The sequence below is a fragment of the Adhaeribacter rhizoryzae genome, assembly GCF_008629685.1.
In the GTDB taxonomy this organism is placed as follows: domain Bacteria; phylum Bacteroidota; class Bacteroidia; order Cytophagales; family Hymenobacteraceae; genus Adhaeribacter; species Adhaeribacter rhizoryzae.
This window is the reverse complement of sequence record NZ_VWSF01000025.1, coordinates 1-13,188: the sequence shown is the minus strand read 5'-3', so window position 1 is coordinate 13,188 and position 13,188 is coordinate 1. Positions and strand designations below refer to the sequence as shown.

13 protein-coding genes are annotated in these 13,188 nt (G+C 43.8%); 11 read left to right on the top strand and 2 right to left on the bottom strand.

What is annotated here, in order from left to right; all coding sequences use genetic code 11:
* Window positions 1-405: 405 nt before the first annotated feature.
* Complete coding sequence (locus F0145_RS21980) at window positions 406-1,197, bottom strand: M48 family metallopeptidase (RefSeq protein ID WP_150092046.1); 792 nt, start codon at window positions 1,195-1,197, stop codon at window positions 406-408.
* Window positions 1,198-1,463: 266 nt separating this feature from the next.
* On the opposite strand from F0145_RS21980, the gene F0145_RS21975 reads away from it, so the two are divergent.
* The 11 genes from F0145_RS21975 to F0145_RS21925 all read left to right on the top strand — a co-directional run bounded on the left by F0145_RS21975 (window position 1,464) and on the right by F0145_RS21925 (window position 12,604).
* Complete coding sequence (locus F0145_RS21975; RefSeq protein ID WP_150092044.1) at window positions 1,464-2,075, top strand: fumarylacetoacetate hydrolase family protein; 612 nt, start codon at window positions 1,464-1,466, stop codon at window positions 2,073-2,075.
* A complete protein-coding gene (locus F0145_RS21970) occupies window positions 2,062-3,984 on the top strand; it encodes a M23 family metallopeptidase (RefSeq protein WP_223816198.1) in 1,923 nt (640 codons plus the stop codon). Before F0145_RS21975 ends, F0145_RS21970 begins: the two co-directional genes overlap by 14 nt.
* Before the next feature lie 83 nt (window positions 3,985-4,067).
* On the top strand, window positions 4,068-4,520 hold the full coding sequence (gene bcp, locus F0145_RS21965) for a thioredoxin-dependent thiol peroxidase (protein ID WP_150092042.1): 453 nt from the start codon (window positions 4,068-4,070) through the stop codon (window positions 4,518-4,520).
* 122 nt (window positions 4,521-4,642) lie between these two features.
* Window positions 4,643-5,497 carry a transketolase gene (locus F0145_RS21960; RefSeq protein WP_150092040.1) on the top strand — a complete coding sequence of 285 codons (855 nt, stop codon included), beginning with the start codon at window positions 4,643-4,645 and terminating at the stop codon, window positions 5,495-5,497.
* Between the two features lie 45 nt (window positions 5,498-5,542).
* On the top strand, window positions 5,543-6,943 hold the full coding sequence (locus tag F0145_RS21955) for a vWA domain-containing protein (protein ID WP_150092038.1): 1,401 nt from the start codon (window positions 5,543-5,545) through the stop codon (window positions 6,941-6,943).
* 2 nt (window positions 6,944-6,945) lie between these two features.
* Window positions 6,946-7,899, top strand: coding sequence for a transketolase family protein (locus F0145_RS21950; RefSeq protein ID WP_150092036.1), 954 nt, complete (start codon window positions 6,946-6,948; stop codon window positions 7,897-7,899).
* Window positions 7,900-7,979: 80 nt separating this feature from the next.
* The gene (locus tag F0145_RS21945) at window positions 7,980-8,519 is read left to right on the top strand and encodes an RNA polymerase sigma factor (protein ID WP_150092034.1); all 540 of its coding nucleotides are present in this window, start codon (window positions 7,980-7,982) and stop codon (window positions 8,517-8,519) included.
* Window positions 8,520-8,549: 30 nt separating this feature from the next.
* Window positions 8,550-8,978, top strand: coding sequence for a hypothetical protein (locus F0145_RS21940; RefSeq protein WP_150092033.1), 429 nt, complete (start codon window positions 8,550-8,552; stop codon window positions 8,976-8,978).
* Between the two features lies 1 nt (window position 8,979).
* Window positions 8,980-9,447 carry a hypothetical protein gene (locus F0145_RS21935; RefSeq protein ID WP_150092031.1) on the top strand — a complete coding sequence of 156 codons (468 nt, stop codon included), beginning with the start codon at window positions 8,980-8,982 and terminating at the stop codon, window positions 9,445-9,447.
* A 78-nt stretch (window positions 9,448-9,525) separates the two neighbouring features.
* Complete coding sequence (locus F0145_RS21930) at window positions 9,526-10,713, top strand: aspartate aminotransferase family protein (protein ID WP_150092029.1); 1,188 nt, start codon at window positions 9,526-9,528, stop codon at window positions 10,711-10,713.
* Window positions 10,714-10,846: 133 nt separating this feature from the next.
* On the top strand, window positions 10,847-12,604 hold the full coding sequence (locus tag F0145_RS21925) for an SLC13 family permease (RefSeq protein WP_150092026.1): 1,758 nt from the start codon (window positions 10,847-10,849) through the stop codon (window positions 12,602-12,604).
* A gap of 397 nt (window positions 12,605-13,001) precedes the next feature.
* Here F0145_RS21925 and F0145_RS26715 read toward each other — a convergent pair.
* A partial coding sequence (locus F0145_RS26715; protein ID WP_223816197.1) for a hypothetical protein occupies window positions 13,002-13,188 on the bottom strand: 187 nt, incomplete at its 5' end.

The window sequence follows — 13,188 nt, the reverse complement described above, 5'->3', positions numbered from 1 at the left end:
GGTTAAAGGTTGAGGATTATCTCAATCCGGTTAAATATTATCGGCCCGCAAAACTTAGCTAAAGCATTAATGCGCTTTGTCTGATTTTAAGCAGAAAGCCAGCACCAGGATTGAAATTAAGGCGATTTTCTTTTTATTCATTTGTTCTCTTTTATGAATGAAGTTACAAAAAAGCCAAAATGCAAGCCGTCTAAATAATTCACAGCTGTCATTCAGGAGGAACCTATTTAGTTAACTGCCAAATAGGTTCCTCCTGAATGACACGTGTAGACTCCACTAACTTGTTAAAAGTAACCAAATGGTGCTCGCGTAACATCAATTTCTAATTTATACCAATAAAAAAGCTGATGGTTCTGGCCACCAGCTTTTTTGTTTTTAATATTTTTAACAATCAGAAGATCGCGATTATTTTTTGCGGTAATATTTCAGCGCCTCGGGCATTAACCGTTGTAAATCGGCGATGCGGGTTTGGTCGGAAGGGTGCGAAGACAAGAAAGTTGGCGGGGCACTACCGGCTCCTTTCTGCGACGCCATTCTTTGCCAGAACGGCACTGCCTGCTGCGGATCATAACCGGCAATCGCCATAAATATTAAGCCCAGGTGGTCCGATTCCGATTCTTGTTTACGGCCGTGCCGCAACATACCCAACTGGCTACCTAGCCCAAAAGCGTTCATGAATAAATTTTGCGAAGCCGCCGAACCGCCTAATGCCGCCGCGGCTACTGAGCCACCCGCCTGGGCAGCTACAGCCTGGCTCATACGTTCTTCGCCGTGTTTCGCAATGGCGTGGGCAATTTCGTGCCCCATAACCACAGCTAAGCCGGTTTCGTTTTGAGTTATGGGCAAAATGCCGGTGTAAACGGCCACTTTTCCGCCGGGCATACACCAGGCGTTTACCTGTTTATCCTGAATTAAATTAAATTCCCACTGAAAGCCTTGTAACTGACTGGACATATTATTCTGGGACATGTATTGCTCTACCGCCCGCTGAATTTTGCCACCTACCCTTTTTACCATGGCCGCATCGTTGTTATTTAAAACCTTAGCGGTATCTAAAACCTGGCGGTAAGCCTGGTAACTCATAGTTTGCATTTCGGCGCTCGAAACCAACGATAGTTGCCGGCGGCCGGTAATAGGCACGGTAGCACAAGCTACTGTAGCTAAAAAAACTGCCGAAATCAATATTTTCCTTAACATGCTCTTAATTTTTTAAGTAAACTTTTTTAAATCTTTCCTGACATTTTTTCTCCAACATAGTCTGCCAATAACGGCTAAAATAACGAAGGTTAAACTTCCGCTTGGTATTTTTGCTTATGCACCTTTCATGCCAATTGCGGTTTATACGGTTTTGTTAATATAAAAAGTTATGGCCCCACCAAGGTCCGATCTTGGCATAATCTTAAAATCAGATTTTTATGCCCGGAAATATTAATTTATTTTTGGCTTGCTTAATTTAACCCCACATGAAAATATTAGCCATCGGCCGCAATTACGCCGAACATATAGCCGAACTAAATAACCAGATTCCGGATGAGCCGGTTATATTTTTTAAACCCGATACCGCGTTACTCAAAAACAACGACCCATTTTATTACCCGGATTTTAGCCAGGATATTCACCATGAAATAGAAATAATATTGCGTATTTCGAAAGAAGGCAAAAACATAGCGCCTAAATTTGCTTCTAAATATTACGATGCATTGGGCTTGGGTATTGATTTTACTGCCCGCGATTTGCAAGCCAAAGCCAAAAGCAAAGGCCTGCCCTGGACGGTGGCCAAAGGCTTTAACGGCTCGGCACCGGTATCGGAGTTTTTACCGATCAGCGATTTCCCGGATTTAAAAAATATTAATTTCCGGTTACAGATAAACGGTCAGGAAAAACAAAACGGCAACACCAGCATGATGCTGAATTCGTTCGACGATATGCTGGCCTACATGTCGCGGTTTATTACCCTGAAAAAAGGCGATATTATATTTACGGGTACTCCCAGCGGCGTTGGGCCTATTAAAATTGGCGACCGGTTAGAAGGATTTATAGAAGATAAAAAGCTTTTAGATTTTGAAATTAAGTAGTAAAGCAGGCGTAGTTTTTTTCAGCCTAATATTTCTTTTTGCTTTGGGCGGACAGGCCCAGTTTAATCAGTTACAATATACCCCGGATTTGGTACCCACTGGTTATTTTGGGTTCCCGATAATGCCGGGGCAGCAAAATTTCCTGGCGGGCAGCATGGGCGAAATCCGGCCTAATCACTTCCATGGGGGCATTGATATTAAAACCAACCAGGTTACGGGCTTGCCGGTGTATGCGGCCGCCGATGGCTATGTTTCGCGCATCGAGGTTTCTACCTACGGCTACGGCAATATGCTGTACCTTACGCACCCCAACGGCTTGGTTACCACGTATGCCCACCTCGAAACTTTTGCGCCCGCCATTTGGGATTACGTGCTGCGCAAGCACTACGAACAGGAAGCTTTTGAACTGCGCTTAAATGTGCCCAAAGATTTATTTGTGTTCCGGAAAGGCGATGAAATTGCCAAATCGGGTAATACGGGTGGCTCGGGCGGACCGCATTTGCATTTTGAAGTACGCGACGATAAAAATGCTTTGCTTAATCCGCTTAAATATACTTTTCCCGAAATCCGCGACGATATTGCTCCTACTTTTAACGCTATTGCCATTAAAACGCTCTCGATAGACGGGCGGGTTAATAACCGCTTTGGCCGCTTTGAATTTACGCCGGTAAAAAATGGAACCGGCTTTACCCTCCCCGACACGCTTTCGGCGCACGGTTTACTGGGTTTAGAAGTATTTGCTTTCGACCGCCTGAACCAGGCCTTAAACAAGAATGGCGTACAGCAGGTAGATATTTTAATTGATGGTAAACCTTTTTATAATCATTTAATTGATGGAATACCTTTTGAATTAAACCGGCATGTATCGTGGCACATTAATTACGAGCACTACAAAACCACCGGCAAAAATTTTCAGAAGTGCTACGTGGACGATGGTAACCGCTTACCTATTTACAACGCGGGCGCTGGGCGGGGCAAATTGCGCGTTGAGCCCGGCCGTACTTACGGTATAACCATGATTTTAAAAGATTCGCACAACAATACCACCACGTTACAGTTTACCCTGCGCGGCGAAAAACCATCGTACTTTTATACGCCCGGGCCACCCGTTAAAAAACCGGATTTTGGCTACGAAGTATCCGAAAATTTATTAAAAGTAATGGCTACCGACACTGCCCGTCAGCCGCAGAACATGCGTTTGTTTGTGGGTAAAATGCAGTACGATTTAGTACCGAGTTATGCGCAGGCATCTTACGCCGTTTACCTGTACGATTTACGCGGCGGCCTGCCCGATTCTATTAGTTGGAACAATCAAACTAAAAAATTCACGCAAAACGTTTCCATTCCGGCCGGTACCGATTTTTCTTACACCAACCGGTACATGAATATTATTTTCAATAAAAATTCTCTTTTCGATACGCTTTACCTGCACACCGCATATACAAATGGTATTTACAGCATCAGCAGTCCGCTTACGCCGTTGTTTCAGCCAGTAAAAGTAACGTTAAAGGCCAACGAAAATATTCTGGATAAGAGCAAAGCCGCCGTTTATTATTTAGGCTGGGGCAACAGCCGGGGCTTTTTAGGCGGCGTATGGGAAGGCGATAATATTACCTTTTCGGCCCGCAACTTAGGTAAATATAAAATATTAAGCGATACTAAACCGCCTACGGTGCGTTTACTAACCAAATCGCCGAAAGTAATAAAATTAAAAATAGGCGATGATTTATCGGGTGTTACTTCTTTCCGGGCAGAACTGAACGGTGAATTTTTGCTGATGCAGTTTGAACACAAAAACGCGACGCTTACTTCGGAACGTTTAAATAAAGCAGAACCATTGGCCGGCGATTTTGTGCTGCGGTTAAAAGATGCCATGGGTAACGAAAGTGTTTACCGGGTAAAAATTTAAATAAATATTTTACTTATTGTTTATTGTACAAAAAGCCCGGATTTAATTATCTTTGGCTGCCTAACCTTTTTATTATTGCTATTATGAAATTAAATATTGGCGATGAAGCTCCAGATTTTGCTGTACCGGACCAGGATGGCATCGTACATAAATTAAGCGATTACCAGGGCCGTAAATTAATTATTTATTTTTACCCGAAAGACGATACCCCTGGCTGTACGGCCCAGGCCTGCAACCTGCGCGATAATTATTATGCGATGCGCGAGAAAGGGTACGAAATAATTGGCGTAAGCGTCGACGACGAAAAATCGCACCAGAAATTTATTCGGAAATTTGAGTTACCTTTTACACTGTTATCCGATACCGAGAAGAAAATGGTAGAAGATTATGGGGTTTGGCAAGAAAAATCGATGTATGGCCGTAAATACATGGGCACCATGCGCTATACGTTTGTGATAGACGAAAATAGCATTATCCAGGATATTGTTACCAAGGTAGATACCAAAGATCATGCTGCCCAATTAGTTAAAGATTAAATATTAACCTTTTTCGGCTACTATTTTGGTAATTAATTCTTATAATTGCCAGTTTGACACTTTTAAATTTAAATATTATTTATCAACTTACCGCTTTTAATCATAACGCCTAAAATATACTTATGAATCCATTTAATTACGATACCGAAGAACTTAAACAAACTGCCGCGCAGGTAAGACGCGACATTCTGCGCATGGTACACGCCGTTAACTCTGGTCACCCGGGCGGCTCACTAGGCTGTACCGAATTACTGGTATCGCTGTATTTTAAAATGATGGATCATAACCCGGATTTTAAAATGGAAGGCCGTAACGAAGATTTATTCTTCTTATCAAATGGCCACATTTCGCCGGTTTGGTACAGCGTACTGGCCCGGGCCGGTTATTTCGATGTAAAAGAATTAGCTACTTTCCGGAAATTAAATTCCCGGTTACAAGGCCACCCGGCTACCGAAGAAAACTTGCCCGGCATCCGGATTGCCTCCGGCTCTTTAGGTCAGGGTTTATCGGTTGCTACCGGCGCTGCCCAGGCTAAAAAATTAAATAACGATAAAAACCTGGTATACGTGCTGATGGGCGACGGCGAACTGGACGAAGGCCAGGTTTGGGAAGCTGCCATGTACGCGCCGCACCATAAAGTAGATAATTTAATTGCCATTGTAGACCGTAACGGCCAGCAGATAGACGGCCCGACCGATGCTATTATGTACCTGGGTAACCTGCACGCCAAATGGGAATCTTTTGGCTGGAAAGTGCTGGAAACCAACGGCAACGATTTCGATGAATTAATTCCGACTTTAGAAGAAGCTAAATCTTTAACCGGCCAGGGTAAACCCATTATGATTTTAATGAATACCATTATGGGTTTTGGCGTTGATTTTATGATGGGCTCGCACAAATGGCACGGCGTTGCCCCTAACGATGCCCAGTTACAGGAAGCATTATTGCAGTTAAAAGCAGCCAGCAACGATTATTAATAAAAGCGTCGGCGGCTGATAACCTTTTATTTTGCAAATTGCCACATGCTTGCTTCCCGGTTATTATTTTTTGTTTGCCTGCTTTTTTGCCTGTTTGGTAATATTACCGCACAGGCGCAGGCAAATAATCGCCCGGAAATACCCAGAAAAACCCGTATTCTGTTTATGCTCGATATGTCGGGCAGTATGCTGGCTAAATGGGAAAACAGCACCCGCACCGAAGTAGCTAAAAATTTACTTTCGAAGCTGGTAGATTCGTTGCAGCAATACCAGAATTTAGAATTGGCGTTACGGGTTTACGGGCATTTGTACGGGCGCGAAAGCAATAATTGCCAGGATTCGAAGCTGGAAGTACCGTTTGCCGAAAACAACGAAAAGCAAATTATTAATCGGTTAAAAACCATTACGCCCAAAGGAAATACGCCTATCACGTATTCCATCACCCAATCGGCAAATGATTTTCCGGCAGATAAAACGGCCCGGAATATTATTATTTTAATTACCGATGGGTTGGAATCGTGCGGCGGCGACCCGTGTGCGGCTTCGCTGGCGCTGCAAAAAAAGAATATTTTTTTGCGGCCCTTTGTTATTGGGATTGGCGCTGATACGCAGTTTGAGCAACAGTTTTCGTGCGTAGGACAATATTTTAACGCCGCCGATATAAATGCTTTTAACAGTATATTAAAGCAGGTTGTAGATATTGCCTTAAGTAAAACCACCGTTGCCATTGAGTTAAAAGATGACCGCGGGCGGCCCGTAGAAACCAACGTAAACCTAACGCTGCTTAATAGCTTAACCAATGAGCCGGAATATAATTACGTGCATTACCTGGACCAGAACGGCAAACCCGACAACCTGGACATTGATGCCGTAATTAGTTACGATTTGGTTATAAATACCGTGCCGCCCACAATTTTGCCGCGCCTGGATATTAAACCGGGTAAGCACAACGTGTTCTCGGTACCTATTCCGCAGGGCACCTTGCATTTACGGCAAGACGGACCCTCGCCTTATGGGCAGGTACAGGCGCTGGTACGGGAAAATAATTTGGAGAAGACTTTACTGGCGCAGCCATTTGGCTCCCGGCAAAAGTACTTAACCGGTAATTACGATTTAGAAATATTAACCTTACCCCGCATTTATATGCAGGATGTAGCTGTAAAAGCCGGCTTAATGACCACGGTTACTTACCCGGCACCCGGTATTTTAAGCATTCCTTCGGATATGCAGGGTTACGGCAGTTTGTATACAATAGATAATTCTGGGCAGCAAACCTGGGTTTATAATTTGCCAGAGGTAATCAATAAATTAAATTTACCGCTTCAGCCTGGAAATTACAGGCTGGTTTACCGTAGTAAATTTGCGCGGGGCAGTAAATTCACCGATGTGCAGGATTTTACGATTCGTTCTGCAATCACCACAACCGTTAAACTATTTACGAAATAAAGATGAAAGATTTCCCTTATACCGAGTCGAAAGATACTCGCTCCGGTTTTGGTGCCGGTTTACACGAATTAGGAAAAACCAACCCCAATGTGGTAGCGCTTTGCGCCGACCTGACCGGCTCCCTGAAAATGGATGCCTTTAAAAAAGATTTCCCGGAAAGGTTTTTCCAGGTGGGTATTGCCGAAGCCAACATGATTGGCCTGGCTGCCGGTATGACCATCGGGGGTAAAATTCCTTTTACCGGTACTTTTGCCAATTTTTCTACCGGTCGGGTGTACGACCAAATTCGCCAGTCGGTGGCTTACTCCGGTAAAAACGTAAAAATTTGTGCCTCCCACGCCGGGGTAACTTTAGGCGAAGACGGCGCTACCCACCAGATTCTGGAAGATTTGGGCATGATGAAAATGCTGCCCCACATGACTGTAATTAACCCCTGCGATTTTAACCAAACCAAAGCTGCTACCATTGCCATTGCCGATTACGAAGGCCCGGTTTATTTGCGCTTTGGTCGCCCGGTAGTACCTAACTTTACCCCAGCCGATCAGAAGTTTGAAATTGGCAAAGCCTGGGTATTAAATGAAGGCAAAGACGTAAGTATTTTTGCGACCGGCCACTTGGTTTGGAAAGCTGTTTTGGCCGGAAAAATATTGGCGGAGCAGGGCATTGATGCCGAAATTATTAATATCCACACCATTAAACCATTAGACGAAGAAGCCATCTTAGCATCGGTAGCCAAAACCCGTTGCGTGGTATCGGCCGAAGAGCACCAGCTAAACGGCGGCCTGGGCGACAGTATTGCCCAGCTTTTAGCCCGTAAAATGCCGTTGCCATTAGAAATGGTAGGCGTAAACGATAGCTTTGGCGAAAGCGGTACTCCGGAGCAGTTAATGGAAAAATACCGGTTAAATGAAGGCGCCATTGTAGAAGCCGTACAAAAAGTAATGGCCCGCAAATAGTTGTCAGTTTTTGGTTGTCGGTTGTCCGGAAAAGGCAACTACTATCCGACAACTGACAACCATATACCGACAACTACACATTGGAAGATAAAGAACTCGTACAAAAGTTTTTAAACCCTGATAGCCGCAACTTTGCCTACAACCAGTTGGTGCGGAAATATCAGCAAAAGGTTTACTGGCACATTCGTAAAATGGTTATCGACCACGACGATGCCGACGACTTAACGCAGGAAACTTTCATTAAAATCTGGAAAAACCTGGAAAACTTCCGCCAGGAATCCCAACTCTACACCTGGATTTACCGCATTGCCACCAACGAGTGTCTTAATTTTCTTTCCTCCAAAAGACGCAAATTTTTTTTACCTTTAAATGATGTTGCCGCAGAGCTGGCCGAAAAAATTGACGCTAGTCCTACCTTAGAAGGCGACGAAATTCAAAAAAAATTACAAAAAGCCCTGCTCCGGCTGCCCGATAAGCAACGGTTGGTCTTTAATATGCGTTACTACGACGATTTAACGTACGAGCAAATTTCCGATATATTGGGCACCTCGGTGGGTGCCTTAAAAGCCTCGTACCATTTGGCTGCAAAAAAAATTGAAGAATTTTTAACGCAACATTAAACCTAGACCCTGATTTTCACTCTAATAAATATGAAACTGGACGAAATACCGAAGAAGAATATTTACGAGGCGCCGGCAGATTATTTCGACAAGTTGCCGGGAGTAATGATGAACCGGGTTACTGCCCGCCAGCAAACCCAAGAAATATTTGTTTTTAGCGCTTTGCCATGGCTGAAGAACGCTTTAGCGGGATTAGCTTTGGTAATTTCATTTATTTTTATATTTTTAACTAATAACTCAAATCCTGAAATTAATGCTGCTGGAAGTAATCAGATTCTGGCTTCTGTATCAGAAAATGAGGCTATGGAATATTTGTTAACTTCTGACCAGCTGGACAATTACGATTTGGCAGTTTTGCCCCAGGCAGAGCAGGATTTTACCCACGAATTTATTCAGGCATCGGAAGCTGAGATAATGCGGGAAGTAGAATTAGCCGATTTAGATGAACTATCTTATTAAAATGAAAAAATTACTTTTAAGCATTATTTTACTTTTTTTTATTATTGGTGCCCAAGTTCCGGGATTCTCTCAGGATAAACATCACCCCAGCAAAGAGCGGTTACAAAATATTCAGAACGCCAAAATTGCTTATCTTACCGAAAAACTGGATTTAACGCCGGATCAATCGCAAAAATTCTGGCCCATCTATAACCAACTCGAAACCGAAAAAGAAGTTTACCGCGAAAAATGGCATTCTTTACGTAACGAAAACCTGGATGCCATGAATGATGTTGAAATCAGGAATGCCCTGAATAACCGTTTAAGCTGGCGGCAAAGCGAACTGGATCTGGATAAACAATACATGGATAAATTTCTGCGGGTTATTTCGGTACGACAATTAGCTACCTTGTACCGCAGCGAACGGGAATTTACCAAAGTGTTATTAAAAAAACTGGACTCCGAACGCACTGCCAAGGGCAACCGTTAACCATATTTTAAGTATATCTTTAAAGCCTGAACTTATAATTCAGGCTTTTTTTATGTTCTTTCGCGAAAAACTAAGTTTATGCTCTCGAACCGTCAACTTTTTTTACAACACCAGGCCCAGACTTCCGATTTTCCGCTAATGCTGGAAATTGAGAAAGCCGAAGGCGTTTACCTGTACGATGTAAACGGACAGGCCTACCTCGATCTGATTTCGGGTATCGGGGTTAGTAACGTTGGTCATAGGCATCCGGAGATTATTTCGGCCATTCAGGCGCAGCTAGATAAATATTTACACCTAATGGTTTACGGCGAGTTTGTACAAGCGCCGCAAGTGTTATTAGCGCATGCCTTGCAAGCCACTTTACCTTCGCACTTAAACAATACTTATTTGGTAAACTCCGGGGCCGAAGCCGTAGAAGGCGCCCTGAAATTAGCTAAAAGATATACTGGCCGCACGGAGTTAATTTCTTGTTTTAATTCGTACCACGGCTCAACGCACGGCGCATTATCGGTTACGGGCAGCGAAAACTTTAAAAGAAGCTTCCGGCCGTTGTTGCCCGATGTTTCTCATATTCGTTACAACCACTTACCCGATTTAGCCCTAATAACCAATCGCACTGCCGGCGTAATTATTGAAGCGGTACAAGGCGAAGCCGGGGTTCGGTTGCCGGACGTAACTTATATGCGTGCACTGCGGGAAAAGTGCACCCAAACGGGCGCGCTGCTCATCATGGACGAAATTCAAACAGGTTTTGGCCGTACCGGAACGTTCTGGGGATTTGAAAAATATGGGATTGTGCCGGATGTGGTATTGTGTGCCAAAGGCATGGGCGGCGGTATGCCCATCGGAGCATTTATTTCCTCATCCGAAATAATGGGTGTATTTAAAAACGACCCGATATTAGGCCATATTACCACCTTTGGGGGCCATCCGGTTTCGTGTGCGGCGGCTTTAGCAACTTTAAACGTAATACAAAACAGCAACCTGCTAGCCCAAGTAGAGGACAAAGCAAATTTATTCCGGCAATTATTGGTACATTCCAAAATAAAGGCAATCCGGAACAGTGGTTTATTAATGGCTGTGGAGTTCGAATCTTTTGAGGTACTTAAACCCATTATAGATAAAGCCATTACCAAAGGTGTTATTACCGATTGGTTTTTATTCTGCGATAATTCTATGCGCCTGGCTCCGCCCCTGGTTATTACTGAAAACCAAATACAGGAAGCCTGCACTATTATTCTGGCCGCCATTGCAGAAGTTTCTTAACCGGTATTTTCTTTTAATTTAAACCGGGTAAACTATATTTGGCTTTTCGAGTAAAAGCATTACCTGATTTAAACCATTTAAACTGGTAAAATTCAAGAAGCCCTTATCCGGATAACCTTCCAGCAACATCTACATGGAGATTATTATAGTTTTATCGCTGCTCTTAATTGCCATTATATTATTTGCTACCGAAAAGATTTCAGTTGATATTGTTACCTTAATCATGCTGATTGTGCTTTGCACAACCCGTATTATTACCCCGCAAGAAGCATTTGCCGGTTTCAGCAGCGATTTTATTGTAATACTGGCTTCTATTTTTGTGCTAACGGCGGCTTTAGAAGAAACCGGTATTTTAGAGTTTATGATTGCCCGTTTGGTAAATATTGCTAGTCGGGGGGCGCATATTCTGCTTTTCCTGGTAATGCTTATTTCGGGCACTATATCGGCTTTTATGAATAATACCACCGTAACGGCCATGTTTGTGTCGCCGTTGCTGGGCGTATCGCGGAAACTAAAATTCAGTGCTTCTAAAATATTAATGCCGCTGGCTTTTGCTTCTATTCTGGGTGGTACCTGCACGCTTATTGGCACTTCTACCAACGTAGCCGTAAGCGGGTACATCGATAAAGCAGGCTTTGAGCCCGTAGGGATGTTCGAAATTTCGGGAATTGGCCTAGCTATTTTTGCGGTAGGCATGCTTTACATGATGACCATCGGCCGCAGATTATTGCCCGATCACCAGGAAAGCGTTTTGACCGAGGAATATAAAATGCAGAAATATATTACCGAGGTACTCGTGCGCCCAGATTCGCCGCTGGTAAATCAACTGGTATACGCTTCGGATTTAAGCAAAAAGAAATTTAAAATGCTGAATATTATCCGGGGAAAAGAAAAATTTCTGCCGGATTACCGCACCCGCATTCAGGCCGATGATATTTTGTTAGTAGAAGGCCAAATAGAAGATTTAATTACCATTCGGGAAACCAAAGGCATTGAAATAATGGCCGATGTGGTATTAGAAGATGCGCTCCAAAGCCCCGATATTCGGCTGGCCGAAATATTGATTACTGCCCATTCTAATCTTATCCGCCACACCATTCGCGAAATTGATTTTCAAAGACGTTATGGCTTAACGGTGCTGGCGGTTTCGCGCCAGGGCGAAACGCTCCGTACGCAAATTAGTGATGTAAAACTGAAGTTAGGCGATTTGCTTTTGGTGCAGGGCGCGCAGGAACGGCTTAATTATCTACGCTCTAACCAGCACTTAGCCGTACTAGAAGAATTTTCGCAAGTGTTGTTCCGGAAACGCAAAGGTATTATTACCATTTCGGCGTTTGTGCTGGCCATTATTCTGGGTTCTTTTGAGGTATTGCCTTTGTCTATTTGTTTTCTGAGTGCCGCTGTTATCAGCATTTTAACAGGTTGTATTAGTACCGATAGAGCTTACCAGGCCATTGATTGGCGCTTGCTGATTCTGATTGGGGGCATGACGGCTTTTGGCGCGGCAATGGATAAATCTGGCGCCGCGAAATATTTAGCCAGCGGCATTGTAGATTTGCTGGCTCCTTATGGTACCATATCTATTTTGGCTGGTTTTGTTTTCCTGACGGTGTTCTTAACCCAACCCATGTCTAATGCTGCTGCCGCTCTGGTAATTGTGCCAGTAGCGCTGCAAACCGCCGAAGCCTTAAATTCTGAACCCCGTACCTTTGCCATTGCTATTATGTTAGCCGCTTCGGTATCGCTGGTAACGCCTTTCGAGCCTGCCTGTATTTTGGTTTACGGGCCGGGCAAATACAAATTCAGCGATTTCCTAAAAGTAGGCTCTGGTTTAACCCTGATTCTGATTGTGCTAATTATTGCGTTGGTACCGGTAATCTGGCCTTTATAGCCGGGTGCTAGCTTTTTAAAAATATTCCCGCTAAGTGGTTAAGTGCTACAACCAGGTTAAAGCGCGTAAGTATTGTAAAAGCCAGGCTAAACCATGATACCTGGTAAAGAAAAATATTATGCCAATGCTCCTTAATAATATTCCATAAATAGCTTGGTTTGTCCGTTTATCTTTTGAAAGATTCCATCTTTCAATGCTCTAGTGCTAACTAATTTTATTTGTCTAAGTTTGCTCCCGGCCGCGGGGCCCCGTTTGGTCATTCGGGCTGCTCATCTTTCCTTTCCTCCTACCGTCGGAATGCTGCGCACCGGAAACCTGAAAGGCCCTCATCGCCCAAACTGCTGTAGTCTGCTCCGTAGTTACGGCCTTCTAGGTTCTATAATAAGTCTAAAGTCAATTAACAAGCCTGCTCAACAAAGCTAATCCGCAACAATATGGATAGGCCGAACTCCTTCCCTAATTTAGGGCTACGATTAGGACACAAAATGGAGCGGGGAGCTGTTGGGGGTAAATGGCAGATGCAATATTTAGCAACATTCGGATAGAGCGACGGGTCAAGCAAGTAGTAGAAAAGATAATAGAAA

What these genes read in the sequence shown, in the direction of transcription:
- F0145_RS21940 (WP_150092033.1), top strand. Translation starts at nt 8,550, where the DNA reads ATGAAACTGGACGAAATACCGAAGAAGAATATTTACGAGGCGCCGGCA.
- F0145_RS21980 (WP_150092046.1), bottom strand. Translation starts at nt 1,197, where the DNA reads ATGTTAAGGAAAATATTGATTTCGGCAGTTTTTTTAGCTACAGTAGCT.
- F0145_RS21955 (WP_150092038.1), top strand. Translation starts at nt 5,543, where the DNA reads ATGCTTGCTTCCCGGTTATTATTTTTTGTTTGCCTGCTTTTTTGCCTG.
- F0145_RS21930 (WP_150092029.1), top strand. Translation starts at nt 9,526, where the DNA reads ATGCTCTCGAACCGTCAACTTTTTTTACAACACCAGGCCCAGACTTCC.
- F0145_RS21975 (WP_150092044.1), top strand. Translation starts at nt 1,464, where the DNA reads ATGAAAATATTAGCCATCGGCCGCAATTACGCCGAACATATAGCCGAA.
- F0145_RS21925 (WP_150092026.1), top strand. Translation starts at nt 10,847, where the DNA reads ATGGAGATTATTATAGTTTTATCGCTGCTCTTAATTGCCATTATATTA.
- F0145_RS21960 (WP_150092040.1), top strand. Translation starts at nt 4,643, where the DNA reads ATGAATCCATTTAATTACGATACCGAAGAACTTAAACAAACTGCCGCG.
- F0145_RS21935 (WP_150092031.1), top strand. Translation starts at nt 8,980, where the DNA reads ATGAAAAAATTACTTTTAAGCATTATTTTACTTTTTTTTATTATTGGT.
- F0145_RS21950 (WP_150092036.1), top strand. Translation starts at nt 6,946, where the DNA reads ATGAAAGATTTCCCTTATACCGAGTCGAAAGATACTCGCTCCGGTTTT.
- bcp (WP_150092042.1), top strand. Translation starts at nt 4,068, where the DNA reads ATGAAATTAAATATTGGCGATGAAGCTCCAGATTTTGCTGTACCGGAC.